This window comes from Sporobacter termitidis DSM 10068 (assembly GCF_900130065.1).
GTDB lineage: Bacteria > Bacillota > Clostridia > Oscillospirales > Oscillospiraceae > Sporobacter > Sporobacter termitidis.
Genome location: NZ_FQXV01000014.1, coordinates 30687 through 52903 on the forward strand (window position 1 = coordinate 30687; position 22217 = coordinate 52903).

The window sequence follows — 22217 nt, forward strand, 5'->3', positions numbered from 1 at the left end:
TATTGAACGATCATATCATCCGGCCTTTTTTAAAAAGGATCCTCATCGTCACCGGCCATTACGGCAGCGGCAAAACGGAATTTTCCGTGAGCCTCGCCCTGCGTCTGGCGCGGGAGACCGAACGCCCCTATCCGCGGTTGGCTGTCGTCGACCTGGACATCGTCAACCCGTACTTCCGCTCCCGGGAGCGGATGCAGCTGCTGGAGGACGCGGGCGTCCGCGTCTACGGCAGCATCTACAAAACGGAGATCACCGCCGAGCTGCCGGAGCTGGCCGCCGATGTCCGGGCGCCGCTGGAGGACAAAGGGTGCCGCGTCATCATCGACGCCGGCGGCAACGACAGCGGCGCCAAGGTCCTCAACCAGTTCAAAAAATACTACGCGCCGGAGGAGACGGCGGTTATCGCCGTCCTGAACTTCAACCGCTTTGAAACGCGGGACACGGACAGCGCCATCGCGCACGTCCGCGCCATCGAAGCCGTCTCCGGCCTCACCGTGGAGGGCATCGTGAACAACACGCACCTTTTGCGGGAGACGACGGCCGAAACCGTCCTCCGGGGCCACCGGCTCAGCAAGGAGTTCTGCGAAAAGACAGGCAAGACGCTCTGGTGCGACTGCTATCCCGAGCAGCTTGTATCGAGAACCGCGCTGGCCGCCATCGACGGATACCTGATGCCCCTCGGCCTCTACATGCGGCCGACCTGGCTTGACAGATAACAAGACGCAAAGATGCGGGCATCTTCCAGGGGAAACAGTTCTCCCCAGATACGAGCCTATGGCTCGATACCCGCTCCGGCCTCCGGCGGGATTTGAACGACCGGAGATATGTGGCAAAACCCCACACCATGCGATATCGGCCCACCGCAATAATAAGGTTATAAGCACAGCCCCTCATTCGACGCTCCGTGCCATCTTCCCGGAGGGAAAGGCGAAAAGGGAGCATGGAGCACAGCCCTTTCATTCGGCGCTGTGCCACCTTCCCCCCGAGGGGGAAGACAAAAGGGGCATGGGGCGAAGCCCCATACCTTTAAAGGGCGGGTGGGTGGGAATTTAATAACTTACCGAAAGGAGCAAAGATATGGCCAAATTCCAAGTTCAGTTCAACAGCGAAAAGTGCAAAGGCTGTGAACTGTGCCGCGCGTTCTGTCCCAAGGGCATCATCGTCATGAGCGCGCAGATCAACAACAAGGGCTACGCGCCGGCGTCCGTTTCCCGGCAGGAGGAATGCATCGGATGCCAGTCCTGCGCGCTCGTCTGCCCTGACGGCGCCATCGCAATTTACCAGGAGGAGGAAACGCCATGACGGATAAAGTACTCATGAAGGGCAACGAGGCGTTTGCCGAGGCCGCCATCCGCGGCGGGGCCCGTTTCTACTTCGGATATCCGATCACGCCGCAGAGCGAGATCCCCGAATTCATGTCCCGCGAGCTGCCAAAGCGCGGCGGCACGTTCCTGCAGGCGGAAAGCGAGCTGGGCGCCATCAACATGGCTTACGGCGCCGGCGCCTCGGGCGGCAACGTCTTCATGTCGTCCTCCTCCCCCGGCATCGCGCTGATGCAGGAGGGCCTGAGCTTTATGTGCTCGGCGGAGGTCCCTCTTGTCATTTTAAACGTCTCCCGCGGCGGCCCCGGCATCGGCGGCATCCAGCCCGGCCAGGCGGACTATTTCCAGGTCACCCGCGGCGGCGGCAACGGCGACTATAGAATCCCCGTTTTCGCCCCCGCCAGCATCCAGGAGGCCGTGGACCTCATTTACGAGGCCGTACCCCTGGCCGATTACTGGCAGAACCCCATTTTCATCTTTGCCGACGGCATTATGGGCCAGATGATGGAGCCGGTACGGCTCCCCGAGCCGCACCCCTTCGTCAGGGAAGAGGAGATTGCCGCCAGAAAGCCCTGGGCCATCGTCGGTTACGGCGACGACGACAGCAAGAGAAACATCGTCAAGTCCCTCCGCATGGAGCCGGACGCGCTGGAAGCCCACGTGGAAAAGCTTTTCAAGAAATACGAGCTGGCCAAAAAGGAGCTCTGCCGCTGGGAGAGTATCGACACGGAGGATGCCGACATCGTTTTTGTCGCCTTCGGCACCATGGCCCGCATCGCCAAGGAGGCTATGGAGCTCCTGGCCGCGCAGGGCATCAAGGCCGGACTGATCCGCCCCATTTCCCTCTGGCCGTTCCCGTACCAGGCGTTTGATGCGCTCGGCGACAAGACGAAGGTCGTCATCTCCGCGGAACTGAATATGGGCCAGATGCTCGACGACGTCAAAATGGGCGTTTGCGGCCGTTATCCGGTCGATCTCATCCACCGGACGGGCGGCATGATCCCCACGTCCATCGAGATGGCGGAAAAGGCGAAGAAGATTTATCAGAACGCGCTTCCGGCAGATAGGAGGTAACTATGAAACCAGTATTTACATACACCAAGGGCATGACATCGGTCGACACCAGCTACTGCCCCGGCTGCACCCACGGCATCGCCCACCGGCTCATTACGGAGACGCTGGAGGAAATGGGCAAGCTGGGCCAGACTCTGGGCGTGGCGCCCATCGGCTGCAGCGTCCAGGCCCATAAATTCATGAACCTCGACATGTGCGAGGCGGCCCACGGCCGCGCGCCGGCGGTGGCCTCCGGCATCAAGCGCGTCCACCCCGACAAGCTCGTCTTCACCTACCAGGGCGACGGAGACCTGGCCTCCATCGGCATGGCCGAGATCATCCACGCCGCCGCCAGGGGCGAAAAATTCTGCACCTTCTTCATCAACAACTGCATTTACGGCATGACCTCCGGCCAGATGGCCCCCACGACGCTGATCGGCCAAAAGACGACCACGTCCCAGGAGGGCCGCACCGTAGAGCAGGCCGGCATGCCGATCAAGGTATCGGAGCTCCTGTCGACGCTGGACTGCGCCGTCTATGTCGAGCGTGTGGCCCTGGACACCCCGGCGCACATCAGGCTGGCGAAAAAAGCCGTCCGCCGCGCCTTTGAGGTCCAGGAGAAGAAGCTGGGCTTCGCCCTTGTGGAGCTTTTGTCCACCTGCCCGACGAACTGGGGCCTCACGCCGCCCGACGCCATGAAGTGGGTGGGCGACAAGATGATCCCCTACTACCCGCTGGGCGTCTTTAAGAAACCGGAGGGCGTGCAATGAGTACACACAAGCTGTTTTTCGCCGGCTCCGGCGGCCAGGGCATCCTCCTGATGGGCCAGATGATCACCTACGCCGCCATGCTGGAGGACAAATCCGCCACCTTTCTCCCGTCCTACGGCCCCGAAATGCGCGGCGGTACGGCCAACTGCACCGTCGTGGTGTCCGACAAGCCTGTGGGTTGCCCGCTCATTTATGAGGCCGACGCCATCGTCGTTATGAACCTGCCGTCACTGATTAAATTCGAGCCCATGGTCAAGCCGGGCGGCGCGCTCCTCGTCAACACCTCCATCATCGACCAGCCGGCAAAGCGCACGGATATCAGGGTGCTGAACGTCCCGGTCAATGAGATCGCCATAGAGCTGGGGAACGTGAAAGTCGGCAACATGGTCATGCTGGGCGCTCTCGTCCGGGCCACGGGCGTCGTATCGGAGGAATCCATCCATCAGGTCATGCATAAGACGTTCACCGGCGCGAAAGCCAAGCTCAACGACGCCAACATGAAGGCGTTCGCCTACTATAAATGAAAGGGCGTGCAAACTGTGGAAAAGAAGAATTTGGATTGGGCCAATCTTGACTTCAGCTATCGGAAAACAGACAAGAGCTATGTGTCAAATTACGCAGACGGCGCATGGGACGAGGGACAGCTGACCGGGGAGGGCACGATCACGATCAGCGAATGCGCGGGCGTGCTGCAGTACTCCCAGTCCTGTTTTGAAGGGCTCAAGGCCTACACGACGGAGGATGGACACATCGTCGCCTTTCGTCCCGACATGAATGCCGCGCGCATGGAGAACAGTGCCAAACGGCTGGAAATACCGGTTTTTCCGAAGGAAAGATTCGTGGACGCGGTCACGCAGACGATCAGGGCAAACGCCGCCTATGTCCCTCCCTACGGCTCGGGCGCGACGCTTTACCTCCGTCCCTTTATGTTTGGCAGCGGACCCGTCATCGGCGTGGCGCCGGCCAAGGAATATCAGTTCCGTATACTGGCAACGCCCGTCGGCCCGTATTTTAAAGGCGGCGTCCGTTCGCTGACCCTCTGCGTCAGCGATTTTGACCGCGCGGCCCCCAACGGGACGGGCAATATCAAGGCGGGCCTGAACTATGCCATGAGCCTCCACGCCATCGTCACCGCCCATAAAAACGGCTATGACGAGAATATGTACCTGGACGCGGCCACCCATACAACGGTCGAAGAGACCGGCGGGGCAAACTTTGTTTTTGTGACCAGGGACAACAAGGTCGTCACGCCGAAATCCAGCAGCATCCTGCCGTCCATCACCCGTATTTCCCTGCTCCATATCGCCAAGGAATACCTGGGCCTTGAAGTCGAGGAAAGAGAAATCGCGTTGGGCGAGGTCAAGGATTTTGTGGAGTGCGGCCTTTGCGGCACCGCCGCCGTCATTTCACCCGTCGGCAAGATCGTCGACCACGGCAAAGAAATCGTCATGTCCGGTACCGCGCAGGGCATGGGCCCTGTTACAAAGAAGCTGTACGACACGCTGACGGGCATCCAAATGGGCCGCATCGAAGCCCCCAAGGGCTGGATTCATATCATTGAGTAATCGGAGGGCATGCCGTGTCAGATATAAAAATCGTTGATATCTCCCTGCGGGAGAGCGAGCAGCTCTCCGCGTCCGGCCTCAGCTTCAAGCAGAAAATCGAGATGGCAAAGCTCCTCGAGAAGCTGAAAATTGACGTCATCGAAACAGGCTTTGTGTCGGGCGCCCCGGCGGACGCGGTGCTTGTCCGCACCCTGTCGACCATGCTGGACGGGAGCGTTATCTGCGTGCCCGTCTCTCTGGACCGGCCCGGCATTGAGCGGGCCGCGTCCGCCCTGTCAAAGGCAAAAAAAGCCCGGCTGAATCTCATCGTGCCCGCCTCCACTGTCCAGATGGAGTATATCTACCACCTGAAGGCCGACACGGTTTTGAGCCAGGTCAGGGACACAGTGGAATACTGCGTCTCGCTCTGCCCGGACGTGGAATTCACCGCCGAGGATGCCACGCGCGCCGAGCCCGATTTTCTCTCGGCCATGCTGCAATCGGCCATCAGCGCCGGGGCAAAAACGGTCACTCTCTGCGACGCCACCGGCGAAAAGACGCCGGACGAGATCGCCGCTTTTCTTCAGTCCGTCAAGCAGAAGACGCCCGCGCTTCAAGCTGTGACGCTGTCGCTTCACCTGCGGGACAATCTGGGGCTCGCGGCCGCTTCCGCTCTGGCCGCCGTGCCCTGGGTGCAGCAGTTCAAGGTGTCCTGCGGCGCCGCGCCGGGCCACCTGCCGCTGGAGCAGTTTTTAAATGTGCTGAAGGTGCGCGGCGAGGCCCTGGGCGTCGCCGCCGGCCCGGACGTTACGTCGCTCTTCCGCACCTGCCGGAAATTGGACGCCCTCACCGGCGCCGGCCATTCGGGCCGAGCTGCCGCCTTCGGCCTTGCCGGAGAAAGCGCGCCGGCCGGCACGGAAGTGCTGAGCGCGGACGCCGACATCGCCGCCGTCCGCAGCCGGATCGAACAGCTCGGCTACGAGGTGAGCGAGGAGGACCTCAATGAGATTTACCGGCTCTTCAAGGAGATCGCCCGCAGCAAAAAAGTCGACAGCCGCGACATTGAGGCCCTCATCGCCGATACGGCCGGGCAGGTCGCGCCGACGTTCCTTTTGGACAACTACGTTATCAACAGCGGCAGCGCCATCACCGCCACGGCGTTCATCCGCGTGGTGAAGGACGGGGACCCCATCCAGGCCATCGCCTTGGGCGACGGCCCCATCGACGCCGCCTTTAACGCCATCGGGCAGATCATCGGCCGCCATTACGAGCTGGACGACTTCCAGATCCAGGCGGTGACGGAGGGCACCGAGGCCATGGGCGGCGCGCTGGTGCGGCTCCGGCAGGACGGCAAGCTCTATGCCGGCCGCGGCCTTTCCACCGACATTGTCGGGGCCAGCATCCGCGCCTATTTAAGTGCTGCCAACAAGATCGTGTTTGAGGAAAAGGGCCTATGAGACTGTCGTATTTCACAGGGAACTGGCCCGATTTATCCTGGGACGCGCACTGCGAACTGGCCGAGAGTATGGGGCTGCAGAGCCTGGAGCTCTGCTACAGCCCGACGGAGGCCCGGAGCATCCTCGACGGCGCCGAGCGGCAGCAGTTCCTGCGCCATCTGGGCGACAGGAAGCTCGCCGTCTCCTGCGTCACCGTAAGTCTCCCGACGGACGGCGGGTCCAGAAACACATCGCTCAAAAACGCCGCCGACAGCATCCTGCTGGCCTCGGCGCTGCACGCGCCGTACGTCTGCCTGGACATGCCGGCAGCCGGCGCGGAGGACGAGGAGCGCTGCGCCGGCATGATCTCCGAGCTCCTGCCCCTGGCGGAATCGGAGGGCGTCATCCTGCTCGTTGAAACGAAGGGCGTTTTTTCGGACACGTCGCGGCTCTGCCGGCTGCTGGACCGGTTCGCCAGCGATCACCTCGCCGCGCTCTGGAATTTCCTGAACCCGTACGCCCTAATTAACGAGTCGGCGGACAGGACGATACAGAACCTGGGCGCGTACGTCAAGCACGTCCGCGTGAGCGATTCGGAGACGATGGGTCCGGACCTGCGCCCCTGCCTCGTCGGCGAGGGCGTCGTCCCCATGGCGGAAATGGCCGACGCGCTGCGTTCCATCGATTACAGCGGCACGCTTTCGCTGGATTTCACAGCGGGTAAGGACGGCCTCAACGATCCGGACATTGTCCTGCCGCATTATGTCAACGTCATCAGCCGGTTCATCAAGGTTCGGGAACGCGGCGACAAATATTTTGAAAACAAGAGAGGCACCGGGAAATTCATCTGGCCGAAGGACGAGCTCCTTGAGCTGACGTTCTCCCAGGTACTGGACAGGCTCTGCGAGGAGTTCCCGGACCAGTATGCCTTCCGCTATACGACGCTGGACTATACGCGCACCTACGCCGAGTTCCGCGAGGACGTGGACCGGTTTGCCCGCAGTCTCGTTGCCCAGGGCGTCAAGGCCGGGGACAAGGTGGCGGCCTGGGCCACCAATGTGCCCCAGTGGTATATCGCCTTTTGGGCGACGGTGAAAATCGGTGCCGTGCTCGTCACGGTGAACACAGCGTATAAAATTCGGGAGGCGGAGTATCTTCTGCGCCAGGCCGACGTCCACACCCTTGTCATGATCGACGGGTACCGGGATTCCGACTACGTCTCCATCGTCAAAGAGCTCTGCCCGGAGCTGGAGTACACGCCGTCCGACAAGCCGCTCCACTGCAAGCGCCTGCCGTTTCTGCGGCACATCGTCACCGTGTCGTCCAGACAGAAGGGCTGCCTGACGTGGGACGAAGCGCTGGCGCTGTCGGACCGCGTCCCCGTGGAGGAGGTCCACCGCCGCGCCGCCCTTGTCCGCTACGACGACGTGTGCAACATGCAGTACACCTCCGGCACCACCGGCTTCCCCAAGGGCGTCATGCTGACGCACTACAATATCGTCAACAACGGCAAATGCATCGGCGACCGCATGGACCTCTCCACGGCCGACCGGATGATGATCCACGTGCCGATGTTCCACTGCTTTGGCATGGTGCTGGCCATGACGGCCTCTATGACCCACAGCGTCACCATGTCGCCGCTGCCGTATTTTTCTCCGAAATCGGCGCTGACCTGCATAGGGCAGGAGCGCATCACCTGCTTCCACGGCGTGCCGACGATGTTCATCGCCATGCTGGAGCACAAGGATTTCAATCCCGACGACTTCTCCCATATGCGCACCGGCATCATGGCCGGCTCGCCCTGCCCTGTTGCCGTCATGCGCGACGTGGTGGAAAAGATGCACATGTCGGAGATCACCATCGTCTTCGGCCAGACGGAGGCTTCCCCCGGCTGCACCATGAGCTCCACGGACGATCCTTTGGACGTGCGCGTGGCCACCGTCGGGCGGGCGCTGCCGCAGATCGAGTGCAAGATCGTCGACCCGGAGACAGGCGAGGACTTGCCGGATAACGTCACCGGCGAGTTCGTTGCCCGCGGCTACAACATCATGAAGGGCTATTACAAAATGCCGGGCGCCACGGCCGCCGCCATCGACAAGGACGGCTGGCTGCATACCGGCGACCTGGCCTGCCGCACCCCGGAGGGCAACTACCGCATCACCGGCCGCCTCAAGGACATGATCATCCGCGGCGGCGAGAACATCTATCCCAAGGAGATCGAGGAATTCCTGTACACGCACCCCAAGATCAAGGACGTGCAGGTCATCGGCGTACCGTCGGCTGCCTACGGCGAGGAGATCATGGCCAGCGTCATCCTGAAGGACGGCGCCGCCCTGACCGAGCAGGAGGTCAAGGACTTCGTCCACGCCAGCATGGCCAAGCACAAGGTCCCCAGCTACGTCGACTTCGTCGCCGAATTCCCCATGAACGCCGCCGGCAAAATCCTCAAATACAGGATGCGCGAGGACGCGGTGATAAAATTCGGCCTGCAGAAGGCCGCAAGCATCGAAACGGCGTAAAAAATATCGTCAAATAAAAAACCTGATTCCATGCTGCCCGCGCGGAACTTATTCTCCGCGCGGGCAGTCTTAATTTTGCAAATCCTCTTGACAAACCTTGGTGACAGATGTAACCTGTAATCATCTGGTGACAATTGTCACATGGAGGAATGACGATGAAAGGGAAGAGCCCGATATCCGACGCGGAGGCGGAGGTGCTTCGGGTGCTCTGGGGTGCCGGCGGCCCGGTGACGACGGCGGAAATCTGCCGGGATATCTCTGATAAAACGGGATGGGACCGCTCCACGGTGCGCACGCTCATCCGGCGGCTTGTGGAAAAAGGTGCGATCGAGGAGCAGCGGCTCGGCGTTCTGTCTTACCGTCCCCTACTGGCTGAGGAGGATTACCGCCGCAGCCTGACAAAAAGCTTTCTGGAGCGCCATTACGGCGGCAGCGCCAAGCGGCTCATCGCCTCGCTCGTTCAGAGCGACAACCTCACCGCAGGCGATATCGCGGAGCTGCGGGAATTTTTAAACACAGGAGGCGACGGCCGTGAGCGAGGTCTTTAAGCTTGTTTTATCCCTGTCCCTGTCCGGGTCCGGCCTCATCCTTCTGCTGCTGGCGCTGCGGCCGCTGTTCAGGAATAAGCTGTCAAAGACGTGGCAATATTACCTATGGCTTATCGTGCTTTTGCGGCTCATCGTTCCATACTCTCCATCCTTCGGGTTGACCGGAATTTTCACCGAAACTGCCGGTTCGGCGGCGGAAGCGCGGCAGATTGCTCCCGTCGAGGCGTTCTCGGCGCCGGCGAAGGCCGGCGGGCAGGCTCTGCCGGAAGCCGGCGCAGCGCCTCCGGCGCAGGCCGCGGCGAGTCCTGACATTTTTCAATTCCTGGGCGTTGTCTGGCTGTCGGGCGCCGTGCTGGCATTCGCCGTTAAATCAATCCAATACGCGGTTTTTACACGGAAAATCCGCAAGGGCGCGCGCCCCGCGGCGGATGCCGGAGTTCTTGATATTTTTGAAAAAACGGCGGCGTCCCTGGGTCTTGGGAAAATCGCAGCCCCCCTCGTCAGCGCGCGGATATCCACGCCGATGCTGGTCGGGCTTTTGAGACCGGCCGTCTTGCTGCCGGAAGCCGCCTTGTCCGCCGGCCGGGCCGCCCTGCCCTATGTTTTCCGGCACGAGCTGACGCATTTGAAGCGGCGCGACATCGTGTACAAATGGTTTGCCGAGGTGATCCTCTGCGTCCATTGGTTCAATCCCCTGGCGTATCTGATGACAGGATATATCGCCGAAGCGTGCGAGCTCTCCTGCGACGAGGCCGTCGCGGCCCGACTCGGCGACAACGAAAGGCGCGCCTACGGAAACGCGCTGCTGGATACGGCGGCGCAGGCTTCCGGCCGCCGGCATCTTTTAATGATGACGCTGCGGGAGGATAAAATCAGTATGAAGGAAAGGCTGAGAACAATAATGAAAGCTGGGAAAAAATCCAGAAGAACCGTCATCGCGTCCTCCGCGCTGGCCTTGAGCCTGTGCCTGGCCGCCGTCCTGCTGGGCGCCTGCTCGGCGGGCGGTACGACGGTGGGCGGTCCGCCGCCTCAGGAGTCGTCGGCTTCACCGGATACCTCTCCGTCGCCGTCCGGCGACGCCACGGACGCCATGGGCCAGAATATCGTTTATAAGAATACGGACTACGGTTTCGACTTTACGCTGCCGAAGGACTGGCAGGATTACACCATCGTCAGCCAGCAGTGGAGCGGCTGGGACATCGGCAATACCAGCAATATTCTGGCCACAGGCCCGCAGCTCCTCATCCGGAGCCCTCAGTGGACCGCCGCAAAGCCGACGCAGGATATTCCGATCATGATCTTTACATTGACACAGTGGGAGGACCTGCAGCAGGAAAAATTCGTCGTGTCCGCCGCGCCGGTACCGCCCAGCGAGCTCGGCAGAAATTCCAAATATGTTTTTGCCCTGCCGGCCCGCTACAACTTCGCGTATCCGCCCGGTTACGAGGAGGTTGAGCAGATCATGAACGGCGAACCGCTCACCCCGACGGAGGACATCAGCGTCCTCCCCGACACGCCCGCAGCGTCGTCGTCCACGCCCACCCCCGCCATTGTTTATAAAAACACCCAGTACGGCTTTAACTTCGATCTCCCCGCCGAGTGGAAGGGCTATAAGATCGTTTCGGAGGAATGGAAGGGCACGCCGCTCACCGACCAGCAGGCGGCAACGACAGGGCCGCAGCTCCTCATCCGGAACCCCAAGTGGACCAAGGACACGCCAACACAGGATATCCCGATCATGGTGTTTACAATGAAGCAGTGGGATGACGTACAGGAGGGGAATATCGCCGTCTCGGCGGCTCCCATCCTGCCCAGCGAGCTCGGGCGGAATTCCAAATACGTCTTCGCCCTGCCGCCGCGGTACAATTACGCGTTCCCGGCCGGCTACGAAGAGGTCGACCAACTCCTGCAGGGCAAGCCCCTGCACGCCAACGAAAGCTTTAAATAGCGTGTAGCGCGCGAATATGCGCCGGACGGACTCTCTTTCGAGTCCGCCCGGCGTCTGTTTGTCAAAAAACCTGCAAGCAGAGGATAAAGCCCAAAGGGCTTTATCGGCAGTCTGGCGCCGCGCGGTTTCTTGACAGGGCGCCGAAAATATGTCATAGTGGGTCCATGCCGCACGCAGGATGGAGGACCGGCCATGCCCAAAAACGAAACCAGACAGGCGCAGGAGCACCGGCGCGAATATCTTTCCTGTGTCGGCGAAATCCTCGACGACGAGGCGGTCAGGTCCATGCGGCAGTTTAATCAGCACGGCGGCGTGGACTGCTTAAAGCACTGCCTGAACGTGTCTGTGGCGAGCTTTACGATCTGCAAAAGGCTCGGCCTTGATTACCGCTCCGCCGCCCGCGGCGGGCTGCTGCACGATTTTTTCCTATACGACTGGCACAAAAAAAATGAGCACGCCGGACTTCACGGCTTTACCCATCCGAAAATTGCGGCGACGAACGCGCGCAGGCGTTTTAAGCTGAACAGCCGGGAGCAGGACGTCATTACAAAGCACATGTGGCCGCTGACGCTCTCCCTGCCGAAATACCCCGAGACCATGGTCGTCGTCCTCGTGGATAAGTTTTTTTGCATCGCCGAGGCGTTCCGCACCCCAGGGCGCGGCCTTGCCCGCCAGCTTCACGACGACGTGTGCGCGCCGTAATCCCCGCGCCCCATCAACAACATAGTCCAGCGGCCGGAGACGCCTTATGACGATACTCCGGTAATTTTTTACTCTCAAAATACGTTTAAGTTGGAGCAATGCGTATGCATTTTATGAGCTTGTTTCTCTGGTTTGTCATCTACAGCTTTATCGGCTGGGCCTGGGAAACCGTTTTGTTTACCGTACAGGAAAAAAGATTTATCAACCGCGGATTTTTAAACGGGCCCCTCTGTCCCGTCTACGGCGTCGGCGCGCTTTTGCTGCTCTGGGCCCTGAACCACAAGACCGGCGACACGCTGCTCCTGTTTCTGGCGGCACTTGTACTGACCACGGCCCTCGAATACCTGACCGCCCTGCTGCTGGAAAAGCTCTTTCACGCCAAATGGTGGGACTATTCGATGTTCCCCCTGAACTTTCAGGGGCGGATCAGCCTGATCTCCTCCGTCGTCTTCGCCGTTATGGCCGTTCTTCTGATCAGGTACATCCATCCGTTTGTCTCCGGGCTCACCGGTCAGATTTCGGCGGGCGCCAAGCAGGTGTTCTTTTTCATCTTCACGCTCTATCTCGTTATTGACCTGGCTCTCACCGTCCGGCACGTTCTCCTGCTGAACGGCCGCCTGAGCGAGATACAGTCCGCGCTCAACTGCTTTTTAGGGAAGTACACCAGACTGGCCGGCGAATTCAAAAACGCGATTCTGGTGAGCTTTGAGGAGAGCGAATTCTACTCCGACCGCATCAGGATTCTCTTCAACCTCGACCGCCTCCAGAGCCGACGGATTCTCAAGGCATTCCCGAAGTTCCGGTCCCTCAATTATAACGAAGCGCTCTGCAAGCTCAGAGACAGGCTGCTGGGTCAGAAGGACGGCGGCGGGAACGACGAGTGAACAAAGGCGAGTGAACAAAAAGGGCTGCCGCATTTTAAATGCAGGCAGCCCGAGTATTATGCCGTTTATTGCTGCTGGGCCAGGGCCTCCAGCTCCTTGGCCAGATCGATGCGCGGGAAGATGACGTCGCCCTTTTTAACGGTGACGTCACGGGGCAGCGCGCCGAAGGCCGCGGCGGAATCCCACGTCCGCACCTCCTCGCCGGCGCCGATCTGCTCAAAGATTTTTTCGCTGGTGACCGGCATAAACGGCTTTAAGAGCACCGCGCAGACGCGGATGGACTCCAGGAGGTTGTACATGACCGCCGCCAGGCGGGGTGACTGGCTCTCGTCCTTGGCCAACACCCAGGGCGCCGTTTCGTCGATATACTTGTTGGCGCGGGAGGTCACGCTGAAAATCTCCTTCAGCGCGTTTTGAAACGCGAATTTCTCCATCTGCGCCTCATACTTGTCGCGCAGCCCGGCCGTCATCGAGATAAGCTCGTCGTCCATGCTGTCGGCCGTCTGCGATACAGGCAGCGTGCCCCCAAAATATTTGACCGCCATGGCCACGGTCCGCGACACCAGGTTCCCGAGATCGTTGGCCAGGTCCGTGTTGATGCGGGTAATGAGCAGCTCGTTTGAAAAATTGCCGTCGGAGCCGAACGGGAAATCCCGCAGCAGGAAGAAACGCAGCGCGTCCACCCCGTAGCGCCCGGCCAGGATAACGGGGTCCACCACGTTGCCCACGGATTTGGACATCTTTCCGCCGTCCAGGAGCAGCCAGCCGTGGCCGAACAGCTTTTTCGGCAGGGGCATATCCATGCTCATCAGGAAAGCCGGCCAGTAGATCGAATGAAAGCGGACGATCTCCTTGCCCACGAAATGGACGTCCGCGGGCCAGTATTTGTCGTAATCATCGTATTTGTCGTTTAAGAACCCCAGCGCCGTGGTATAGTTAAACAGTGCGTCCAGCCAGACGTAGACCACATGGCCGGGGTCAAAATCCACCGGTACGCCCCAGGTAAAGCTGGTGCGCGACACGCAGAGGTCCTGCAGGCCCCCTTCGCAGTCGATGAAGTTATTGATCATTTCGTTGACCCGAGAGGCCGGCTCCAGGAAGGTCCCGCCGCGCAGCAGCTCGCGGACCCGGTCGGTATATTTGGACACCCGGAAAAAATAGGCCTCTTCCTCGGCGTATTTGACCTCCCGCCCGCAGTCGGGGCATTTGCCGTCCACCAGCTGGTTTTCGGTCCAGAAGGACTCGCAGGGCGTGCAGTAGAGGCCCTTGTACGCGCCCTTGTAAATATCGCCCTTCTCGTACATGGCCTTGAAAATGCGCTGAATGGAGACCATGTGATAGTCGTCGGTGGTGCGGACAAACCTGTCGTAGGAAATGTTCATCAGCTTCCACAGATCCTTGATGCCGGCCACAATATTGTCCACAAACTGCTGGGGCGTGACCCCCGCCGCTTTGGCCTTGTCCTCGATTTTCTGGCCGTGCTCGTCGGTCCCTGTGAGGAACATGACATCAAAGCCCTGCATTCGCTTATACCTCGCCATCGCGTCAGTCGCCACCGTGCAGTACGTGTGTCCGATATGAAGCTTGTCGGAGGGATAATAGATGGGCGTTGTGATGTAAAACGTTCCTTTGCTCATGTGTCTCTTTCCTCTCGTTATTTTTTTGCGGCGATTTGACCGCGGCCTTTATAGATGCTTTTTTCGGGTATATACCCTCTGACGGAGCTCAGCGGGTAGACGACGCTGTTCTTGCCGACGACGGTCCCCGGGTTCAGTACGGAATTGCAGCCTACCTCAACATTATCTCCAAGTATCGCGCCGAACTTTCGTAAACCGGTCTCGATGCTTTCATTATCATGTTTTACTTTAACCGTTCCGCCGGTGGATTTTAAATTGGACAGGATCACGCCGGCGCCGATATGCGCTTTATACCCCAGGATGGAGTCGCCCACATAGTTGAAATGCGGCGCCTGAGCGTTGTCAAAGAGTATCGAATTCTTGACCTCGGTGGAATTCCCTACAACGACATTATTGCCGATCAGGACGTTTTCCCTTAAATATGCCGAATGCCTGATCTCGCAATCCCGGCCGATGATCGCGGGGCCTTTTATCAGGGCGCTCTTTTCGATAACGGTCCCCTTCCCGACCCATACAAATTCCCCTATCCTCTCATAATCTCCGGGGAGCCTTCCGGAATATTCGATTAAAAAGGCCTTGAGCCTTGACAAAGCGTCCCAGGGGTATTCAACGCCGTCAAATACCGAGAACAAGTCCAATTTAGAGCTGTCAAACAAGCTTTCGACCGTTATATCCATTCCGCTCGCGCCTCCGTCCTGGTTAGATATGTATGTGAATTTTTATTATACGCCTAATAAAGTCCGGTTACAACCCAAACATTTCTGTTGACTAGACGCCATCTTAAAATGTAAAATAGTTTAATAGGCGCCAAATCGGCGATTTGAATATATATTACAAAAACAACGGAGCGTCAATGGAGCGTTACGATAAAAGTACGGATACGGAAAGGCGGGGCGGCGGATATTCCCACGCCAGCATCGTCTGGGGCGGCGACGAGGACGCCCGCAACGACTTCGCCTACCGGATGGCCCGGGCGATCGTTTGCGGCGCCGCCGGCACGGAGCCCTGCGGCCATTGCGCCCACTGCGACAAGTCCTCCCGCCACAGCCACCCCGACATCATCCTTATCGACAGGCCCGAGGACGCCCGGAACATCCAGGTCGACCAGATCAGGGCGCTGAAGGAAGACGCCATTGTCATGCCGAACGAGGCCTCCGCAAAGGCGTATATCATCCGTCACGCCGACGCCATGAACGTCCAGGCGCAGAACGCGGTCCTGAAGCTTTTGGAGGAGCCGCCGGAAAGCGCAAAATTTATCCTGGTCGCCGAAAACCACACGGCGCTGCTGCCGACGGTCCGGTCGCGCTGCGTCGAGCTCCCCTGTGAGCGCGCGGATACCGCGCGCGAGACGGACAAGACGGTCGCCGCCTTTTACGAGGCCTTGGCGGAAGGCGGCCTGAAGATGAGCGCGTTCTGCTTTGTCCTGGAAAAGCTGGACAAGGGCGGCTTCATCGATTTTATCGGCGGCGCCTGCGCCCTGCTGGAGGAAAAGCTCCGGGAAGCGGTCCGCGGCGGCGGCAGCCTGACGCCGGAATATCTCATGCGGGCCGTCGGCGTCCTGAACCGCGCCAAAGAATATTTTGACGGCAACGTCGGCCTCGTGCATATCGCCGGACTGATATGCGCGGAGCTTACTGTGCGAAATGAGGAAAACAATGACTGAGGTTATTAGCGTACGTTTTAAGAATAAAGGGAAAATATACTTTTTCGATCCGACCGGCCAGACCGTGCCGACAAACGCCCATGTGGTTGTCGAGACGGCCAAAGGGCTGGAATACGCCGAGTGCACCTGCGGCAATCACGACGTTGAGGACACGGCGATCATCCCGCCGCTCCGCCCCGTCGTCCGCGTGGCCACGGCCGAGGACGACAGAAAAGCGGCGGAAAACAAAGCAAAGGAATCGGAGGCTTTCGAGTTCTGCCAGAAAAAAATCGCGGAGCACCGCCTGGACATGAAGCTCGTGGACGTGGAATTCAGCTTTGAGGGCAGCAAAATCCTCTTTTTCTTCACCTCCGACGGCCGCGTGGACTTCCGGGAACTGGTGAAGGACCTGGCGTCCGTCTTCAAGACGCGCATCGAGCTGCGGCAGATCGGCGTCCGGGACGAGGCCAGGATGCTGGGCGGCCTCGGCATCTGCGGAAAGCCCTTCTGCTGCGAGCAGTTTCTGGACGAGTTCCACCCCGTCTCCATCAAGATGGCGAAGACCCAGGGCCTGTCCCTCAATCCCGTCAAAATTTCGGGCACCTGCGGCAGACTGATGTGCTGCCTCAAATACGAGGAAAACGCCTACGAGGATCTTGTGAAAAAAGCGCCGAAAATCGACGCCTTTGTGGACACGCCCTCCGGCAAGGGCTCCGTCATCAGCATAAACCTCCTGCGCGGCAACGCCAAGGTGCGTCTGGAGGACGGCATGGACACCACCCTCAAGACCTTTACCTTTGACGAGCTGGACGTTTTGGGCGGCAAGGCCCGGCGCGCTGAATACATCGCGGCCAGGGCCGAGGGCAAGCTGGAGGAAGCCGGCTTTACCGAGCGGCCCCGGGAGCCCCGCTTTGAGCCGAAGCCGGAAACCCGGAGCGAGCCGCGGCCGGAGCAGCCGCGGCGGGAGTTTTCCTCCGAGCAGGCCAGAAGGCCGGAGCATTCGCCCAGAAATGAGCAGCGGAACGGCAGGCCCCATCACGCCAAGCCGGCGCCCAAGGCGGAGAAAAAGCAGCCGCCTGTCCAGAAGGAGGCCGCGCAGCAGCCCCAGGGCGACAAAGCCGCCGTCAAGAAGCCCGGCAAACGGCATCACCGCGGCGGCAAGGGCCGCAATAAATTCCCCAAACCCGCTGGGGGGCAGCCCGCCGGAGCAGCGGACAGCGGCGGCGCCGATTCGTAATAGGCGCCGCGCAAACCATAAGAGAACGAGCATGGCAATCCTACCGGGGTCCGACCGCGTCGGCGCCGGCGGCGGTTGCCATGCTTTTATATCATTTTGCAGGATCAAATATTTCCGGCTTCATTTCTTTGTCAATTATGCCTGAAAACATCGGATGGAAAATAATTAATAGGTTTTTTTATGATTTTTTGATCAAAAGGTATTGCAAAACGTCACCGGACCCCTTAAAATATCATATACTGCCCCACTTGATATTTTGCCGGGCAGAGTTTTTTACTTTGTCTTGTTACTGCGCTGAATCGGTGAATCCTCCGCCGACGCTCCGGCCGCAGGCACCGTTCAGCTCGTAAACTGGCGGTCCCGGCCGGCTTCTTGAAAGGATTGGTTAGAATTTATGAACACGAGTAATTTCCCATTGCCGCAGGGTCTGTATGACCCACGTTTCGAACATGACGCCTGTGGTATAGGCTTTATTGCCAATATTAAAGGGGAAAAATCGAACCTGATCCTGCGCCAGGCTCTGACCGCCTTGAAGAACCTCAGCCACCGGGGCGGCCTCGGGAGCGAGCCCACCTCCGGCGACGGCGCCGGCATCCTGTTTCAGATCCCCCACGTTTATTATAAAAAGGTATGCTCGGCGCTCGGTATCACCCTGCCCGCGGCGGGCGACTACGGCACCGGCATCGTGTTTCTGCCCCACGACACGGCGAAAAGCGCCGCGTTCGAGAAGGAATTCGCCGCCATCGTGAAGGACGAGGGCCAGACGCTCCTCGGCCTCAGGGATGTGCCCGTCGACGCGTCCATGCTCGGCGCAACAGCCAAAAGCAGCATGCCCTCCATGCGCCAGATATTCATCGGCAGAAACGGCGTTAACGCCGGGCTGGATTTTGAGCGCCGGCTGTACATCATTCGCCGCCGCATCGAGAACGCCGTACATAAAGCAAACCCGGACGACTGCTTCTATCTGCCCAGCCTGTCCTCCCGCACCATCGTGTACAAGGGCATGCTGACCGCCGAGCAGCTGGACGAGTTTTATATCGACCTGCAGGACGAGAGCGTCGTCACGGCGCTGGCGCTCGTCCATTCGAGATATTCCACCAACACGTTCCCCAGCTGGGAGCGCGCGCACCCCAACCGCTGCATCATCCACAACGGCGAGATCAACACGCTGCGCGGCAACGTCAATTATATGGACGCCCGCGAGGCCATTTTAAAAAGCGACGCCTTTGGGGACGACCTCAAAAAGGCGCTGCCTATCATCGACAAAAGCGGCAGCGACTCGTCCATGTTCGACAACACGGCGGAATTTCTCATGCTGTCCGGCATGCCCATCGAGCGGGTCATGATGCTGATGGTACCCGAGCCCTGGGTGGGCAACGAGAGCATGAGCGAGGAGCAGAAAGCCTTCTACGAGTACAGCGCCTGCCTGATGGAGCCTTGGGACGGCCCGGCCGCCATGGGTTTTACGGACGGCGTACGCATCGGCGCCACGCTGGACCGCAACGGCCTGCGCCCCTCCCGCTACTATGTGACCACGGACGGCACGGTCGTTCTGGCCTCCGAGGTCGGCGTGCTGAATATTCCGCCCGAAAAGGTCGTCAAAAAAGAACGCCTCCATCCCGGGCGCATGCTGCTCATCGACACCGAGGCCGGCCGGATCATCGAGGACGAGGAAATCAAAAACGCTGCGGCCGCCTCCGAGCCTTATGGCGATTGGCTTAAAAAATACCTGGTCGACATCGACCAGCTGCCGACAGCGTTGGCCTGCCCCGTCGATACCCGGCCGCTCCTGCAGCTGCAGAGGGCCTTCGGCTACAGCTACGAGGACCTCCGCATGTTCCTGGCCCCCATGGTCGCCACCGGCGTTGATCCCGTGGGCGCCATGGGCAACGACACGCCGCTGGCCGTCCTGTCCAAAAAGCCGATGCTGCTGTACGAATACTTCAAGCAGCTCTTCGCCCAGGTCACAAATCCGCCCATCGACGCCCTCCGCGAGGCGCTCATCACCTCCTCCGTCGTCTTCCTCGGCTCGGAGAGCAATATCTTAAAGCCGGGCCCCGACAGCTGCCGGCGCATCAAGCTCCACGCCCCCGTTATCGGCAACGACGAGCTGGCAAAGCTGAAAACCGCCGGCATCCCCGGCTTCAAATCGGAGACGCTGCCGATCGTTTTCAAAGCCGGCGGCGGCGGAAAGGCCCTGCGCGGCGCCCTGGACGCGCTGTTTGAAGATGCCGCAAAGGCTATTGACGGCGGCGCCAATATCCTCATTCTCTCCGACAGGAGCGTGGACGAGACGCACGCGGCCATCCCGGCGCTTCTGGCCGTCGGCGGCCTGCACCATTACCTGATCCGCGCGGGCCTCAGGACAAAGGCGAGCATCGTTTTAGAGTCCGGCGAGCCCCGGGAGATTCACCACTTCTCCTGCCTCATCGGTTACGGCGCCGCGGCGGTGAACCCCTATATCGCGCTGGAGTCGGTGGCCGAGCTCGTGAGGAGCGGCTACATTTCCGGCTACACCGAGGACAAGGCCGTTCATACCTACATCAAGGTCGCCTACAAGGGCGTTATCAAGGTGCTCTCCAAGATGGGCATCTCCACCATACAAAGCTACATGGGCGCTCAGATTTTCGAGGCGCTGGGCATCGGCAAAGAGGTCATCGACAAATACTTCACCATGACCCCGGCCCGCATCGGCGGCGTCGGCCTGGAGGAAATCGCCAAAGAGGCCGAAATGCGCCACGCCGCGGCTTTCAAGGCACAGGACCCGGAGGAGGAGCTCGATACCGCCGGCAACTACCAGTACCGCCGGAACGGGGAATATCACATTTACAACCCCGAGACGATCGACAAGCTGCAGCGCTCCACCCGTACGGGAGATTACGCGCTCTTCAAGGAATACGCCAGGCTCATTAACGAAAACGAGAGAGAGCACGCCACGCTCCGCTCCGCGATGAAATTCAAAAAAGGCACCCCCGTCCCCCTGGACGAGGTGGAGCCGGTGGAGTCTATTGTCAAGCGCTTCAAGACGGGCGCCATGTCCTTCGGCTCCATCAGCAAGGAGGCCCACGAGGCCATGGCCGTCGCCATGAACCGCCTGGGCGGCAAATCGAACACCGGCGAGGGCGGTGAGGATCCGGCCCGCTACAAGCCTGACGCCAACGGCGATTCCCGCTGCAGCGCCGTCAAGCAGGTGGCCTCCGGCCGCTTCGGCGTCACCAGCGAATATCTGGTGAACTCCAAGGAAATACAAATCAAGATGGCTCAGGGCGCCAAGCCCGGCGAAGGCGGGCAGCTGCCCGGCCGCAAGGTTTATCCCGAAGTCGCCAAGGTGCGCTACTCCACGCCTGGCGTCGGCCTCATCTCGCCCCCGCCCCACCACGACATCTATTCGATCGAGGACTTAAAAGAGCTCATTTACGACCTTAAAAACTCCAATCCTCAGGCGCGCATCAATGTCAAGCTCGTCTCCGAGGCCGGCGTCGGCACCGTCGCGGCCGGCGTGGCCAAGGGCTTTGCCGACGTGGTGCTGGTCTCCGGCTACGACGGCGGTACCGGCGCCTCTCCGAGAACGTCCATGCGCCACGCCGGCCTGCCCTGGGAGCTGGGCCTTGCCGAGACGCACCAGACGCTTGTTTTAAACAATCTCAGAAACAGGATCGTCATCGAGACGGACGGCAAGCTGATGACCGGCCGCGACGTGGCGGTGGCGGCGCTTCTGGGTGCGGAGGAATACGGCTTTGCCACGGCCCCGCTCGTCACCCTCGGCTGCGTCATGATGCGCGTGTGCAACATGGACACCTGCCCGGTGGGCGTTGCCACCAACAACCCCGCGCTCCGCGCGAAATTCACCGGCAAACCGGAATACGTCATGAACTTCATGAAATTCGTGGCTGCGGAAATGCGCGAATATATGGCGGAGATGGGCTTCCGGACAGTGAATGAAATGATCGGCCGCGCCGACATGCTGGAGCCGGATATCCCCGAATCCTCCTGGAAGGCCGGCGGGCTCGATCTCTCCGCTATCCTCTATAAACCCGAGGTCCCGGAGGGCACACCGCTCCATCAGACCATCGCGCAAAACCACGGCCTGGAGTCGACAGTCGACATGACCGTTCTCTTAAATGCCTGCCGGCCCGCTCTTGAAAACGGCGAAAAGGTGGAAACCGCCGTCAGGGTCAAAAACACCGACCGGGCCATCGGCACGATCCTGGGCAGCTGCCTCACCAGGAAATACGGCGAAAGCGGCTTGCCGGACGACACCATCAGGCTGAACCTCACAGGCTCGTCCGGCCAGAGCCTGGGCGCTTTTGTCCCGAAGGGCGTCACCATCACGCTGACGGGCGACTCCAACGATTATACGGGCAAAGGCCTGTCGGGCGGCAAGATCATCGTGCGGCCCCCGAAGGAAGCGACCTTCAACCCTGAGGAGAATATCATCATCGGCAACGTCGCCTTCTACGGCGCCACCAGCGGCGAGGCCTACATCAGAGGCGCCGCCGGCGAGCGCTTCTGCGTCCGGAACAGCGGCGCCGTCGCCGTCGTCGAGGCTGTGGGCGACCACGGCTGCGAGTACATGACGGGCGGGCGCGTCGTCGTCCTTGGCAAAACAGGCCGCAACTTCGCGGCCGGCATGTCGGGCGGCATCGCCTACGTCTACGATGAGGACGGCACGTTTGCCACCCGCTGCAACACGGAGATGGTCAAGACGGTCCCCGTGGACGGCGAGGGCGCGGCGGAAATCAAAAAGCTGGTCGCGGCCCATCTGGAGTACACCGGCAGCGAAAAAGCCGCGGCGATCTTAAAGAGCTGGGACAGCGCGCTGGCGAAATTCGTCTGCGTCATGCCCAACGACTACGAGCGCATGATTAAAGCGATCAAAAAGGCCCATGAGGACGGTTACACCGGCGACGCGGCCCTGATGATCGCCTTCGACGCCAACAACCGCGACGTCTCGCGCCTGAGCGGAAACTAAGGG

Annotated in this window: 17 protein-coding genes; 15 read left to right on the plus strand and 2 right to left on the minus strand. The window is 60.3% G+C overall.

All coding sequences use genetic code 11. The annotated features are described in order from the left end of the window. The first annotated feature begins 2 nt into the window (after positions 1-2). From BUB60_RS16310 to BUB60_RS16365, 12 genes are all read left to right on the plus strand, one after another. Positions 3-716: a hypothetical protein gene (locus tag BUB60_RS16310; protein WP_084726563.1), complete on the plus strand. Its 714-nt coding sequence runs from the start codon at positions 3-5 to the stop codon at positions 714-716. A 361-nt stretch (positions 717-1077) separates the two neighbouring features. Beyond that, a complete protein-coding gene (locus tag BUB60_RS16315; RefSeq protein ID WP_073081345.1) occupies positions 1078-1302 on the plus strand; it encodes a 4Fe-4S dicluster domain-containing protein in 225 nt (74 codons plus the stop codon). Further along, on the plus strand, positions 1299-2396 hold the full coding sequence (vorB, locus tag BUB60_RS16320) for a 3-methyl-2-oxobutanoate dehydrogenase subunit VorB (protein WP_073081349.1): 1098 nt from the start codon (positions 1299-1301) through the stop codon (positions 2394-2396). The genes BUB60_RS16315 and vorB overlap by 4 nt, the downstream gene beginning before the upstream one ends. Positions 2397-2398: 2 nt before the next feature. Then, a complete protein-coding gene (locus tag BUB60_RS16325) occupies positions 2399-3145 on the plus strand; it encodes a thiamine pyrophosphate-dependent enzyme (RefSeq protein WP_073081353.1) in 747 nt (248 codons plus the stop codon). Beyond that, complete coding sequence (locus tag BUB60_RS16330) at positions 3142-3669, plus strand: 2-oxoacid:acceptor oxidoreductase family protein (RefSeq protein WP_073081357.1); 528 nt, start codon at positions 3142-3144, stop codon at positions 3667-3669. The genes BUB60_RS16325 and BUB60_RS16330 overlap by 4 nt, the downstream gene beginning before the upstream one ends. 15 nt (positions 3670-3684) lie before the next feature. Next, positions 3685-4710: a branched-chain amino acid aminotransferase gene (locus tag BUB60_RS16335; RefSeq protein WP_073081360.1), complete on the plus strand. Its 1026-nt coding sequence runs from the start codon at positions 3685-3687 to the stop codon at positions 4708-4710. A gap of 14 nt (positions 4711-4724) precedes the next feature. Continuing rightward, entirely contained in the window at positions 4725-6146 is a 1422-nt protein-coding gene (locus BUB60_RS16340; protein WP_073081363.1) for an alpha-isopropylmalate synthase regulatory domain-containing protein, read from the plus strand. Continuing rightward, positions 6143-8644 carry an AMP-binding protein gene (locus tag BUB60_RS16345; protein ID WP_073081367.1) on the plus strand — a complete coding sequence of 834 codons (2502 nt, stop codon included), beginning with the start codon at positions 6143-6145 and terminating at the stop codon, positions 8642-8644. Before BUB60_RS16340 ends, BUB60_RS16345 begins: the two co-directional genes overlap by 4 nt. A gap of 155 nt (positions 8645-8799) precedes the next feature. Further along, positions 8800-9192 (plus strand): BlaI/MecI/CopY family transcriptional regulator, encoded by a 393-nt coding sequence (locus tag BUB60_RS16350; protein ID WP_073081370.1) that lies wholly within the window; start codon positions 8800-8802, stop codon positions 9190-9192. Further along, positions 9176-11140 carry a M56 family metallopeptidase gene (locus BUB60_RS16355; protein ID WP_073081392.1) on the plus strand — a complete coding sequence of 655 codons (1965 nt, stop codon included), beginning with the start codon at positions 9176-9178 and terminating at the stop codon, positions 11138-11140. Before BUB60_RS16350 ends, BUB60_RS16355 begins: the two co-directional genes overlap by 17 nt. A gap of 192 nt (positions 11141-11332) precedes the next feature. After that, on the plus strand, positions 11333-11842 hold the full coding sequence (locus BUB60_RS16360; protein WP_073081396.1) for an HD domain-containing protein: 510 nt from the start codon (positions 11333-11335) through the stop codon (positions 11840-11842). 104 nt (positions 11843-11946) lie between these two features. Further along, on the plus strand, positions 11947-12726 hold the full coding sequence (locus BUB60_RS16365) for a putative ABC transporter permease (protein WP_073081399.1): 780 nt from the start codon (positions 11947-11949) through the stop codon (positions 12724-12726). Between the two features lie 65 nt (positions 12727-12791). On the opposite strand, the gene metG is transcribed toward BUB60_RS16365, so the two are convergent. Together metG and BUB60_RS16375 are read right to left on the minus strand one after the other, a co-directional pair. After that, the gene (gene metG / locus BUB60_RS16370; protein WP_084726565.1) at positions 12792-14363 is read right to left on the minus strand and encodes a methionine--tRNA ligase; all 1572 of its coding nucleotides are present in this window, start codon (positions 14361-14363) and stop codon (positions 12792-12794) included. Between the two features lie 17 nt (positions 14364-14380). After that, positions 14381-15040 (minus strand): acyltransferase, encoded by a 660-nt coding sequence (locus tag BUB60_RS16375; protein WP_073081402.1) that lies wholly within the window; start codon positions 15038-15040, stop codon positions 14381-14383. A 176-nt stretch (positions 15041-15216) separates the two neighbouring features. Between BUB60_RS16375 and BUB60_RS16380 the strand changes: the two genes are divergently transcribed. From BUB60_RS16380 to gltB, 3 genes are all read left to right on the plus strand, one after another. Next, positions 15217-16026 (plus strand): hypothetical protein, encoded by an 810-nt coding sequence (locus BUB60_RS16380; protein WP_143162391.1) that lies wholly within the window; start codon positions 15217-15219, stop codon positions 16024-16026. Further along, complete coding sequence (locus BUB60_RS16385; RefSeq protein ID WP_073081409.1) at positions 16019-17242, plus strand: PSP1 domain-containing protein; 1224 nt, start codon at positions 16019-16021, stop codon at positions 17240-17242. The genes BUB60_RS16380 and BUB60_RS16385 overlap by 8 nt, the downstream gene beginning before the upstream one ends. 394 nt (positions 17243-17636) lie before the next feature. Beyond that, positions 17637-22214 (plus strand): glutamate synthase large subunit, encoded by a 4578-nt coding sequence (gltB, locus tag BUB60_RS16390; protein ID WP_073081412.1) that lies wholly within the window; start codon positions 17637-17639, stop codon positions 22212-22214. Positions 22215-22217 lie beyond the last annotated feature (3 nt).

Excerpts from the sequence above, each read along its gene's own strand:
- BUB60_RS16315 (WP_073081345.1), top strand. The coding sequence starts at position 1,078 with ATGGCCAAATTCCAAGTTCAGTTCAACAGCGAAAAGTGCAAAGGCTGT.
- vorB (WP_073081349.1), top strand. The coding sequence starts at position 1,299 with ATGACGGATAAAGTACTCATGAAGGGCAACGAGGCGTTTGCCGAGGCC.
- BUB60_RS16325 (WP_073081353.1), top strand. The coding sequence starts at position 2,399 with ATGAAACCAGTATTTACATACACCAAGGGCATGACATCGGTCGACACC.
- BUB60_RS16330 (WP_073081357.1), top strand. The coding sequence starts at position 3,142 with ATGAGTACACACAAGCTGTTTTTCGCCGGCTCCGGCGGCCAGGGCATC.
- BUB60_RS16345 (WP_073081367.1), top strand. The coding sequence starts at position 6,143 with ATGAGACTGTCGTATTTCACAGGGAACTGGCCCGATTTATCCTGGGAC.
- BUB60_RS16350 (WP_073081370.1), top strand. The coding sequence starts at position 8,800 with ATGAAAGGGAAGAGCCCGATATCCGACGCGGAGGCGGAGGTGCTTCGG.
- BUB60_RS16360 (WP_073081396.1), top strand. The coding sequence starts at position 11,333 with ATGCCCAAAAACGAAACCAGACAGGCGCAGGAGCACCGGCGCGAATAT.
- BUB60_RS16365 (WP_073081399.1), top strand. The coding sequence starts at position 11,947 with ATGCATTTTATGAGCTTGTTTCTCTGGTTTGTCATCTACAGCTTTATC.
- metG (WP_084726565.1), bottom strand. The coding sequence starts at position 14,363 with ATGAGCAAAGGAACGTTTTACATCACAACGCCCATCTATTATCCCTCC.
- BUB60_RS16375 (WP_073081402.1), bottom strand. The coding sequence starts at position 15,040 with ATGGATATAACGGTCGAAAGCTTGTTTGACAGCTCTAAATTGGACTTG.
- BUB60_RS16380 (WP_143162391.1), top strand. The coding sequence starts at position 15,217 with ATGGAGCGTTACGATAAAAGTACGGATACGGAAAGGCGGGGCGGCGGA.
- BUB60_RS16385 (WP_073081409.1), top strand. The coding sequence starts at position 16,019 with ATGACTGAGGTTATTAGCGTACGTTTTAAGAATAAAGGGAAAATATAC.
- gltB (WP_073081412.1), top strand. The coding sequence starts at position 17,637 with ATGAACACGAGTAATTTCCCATTGCCGCAGGGTCTGTATGACCCACGT.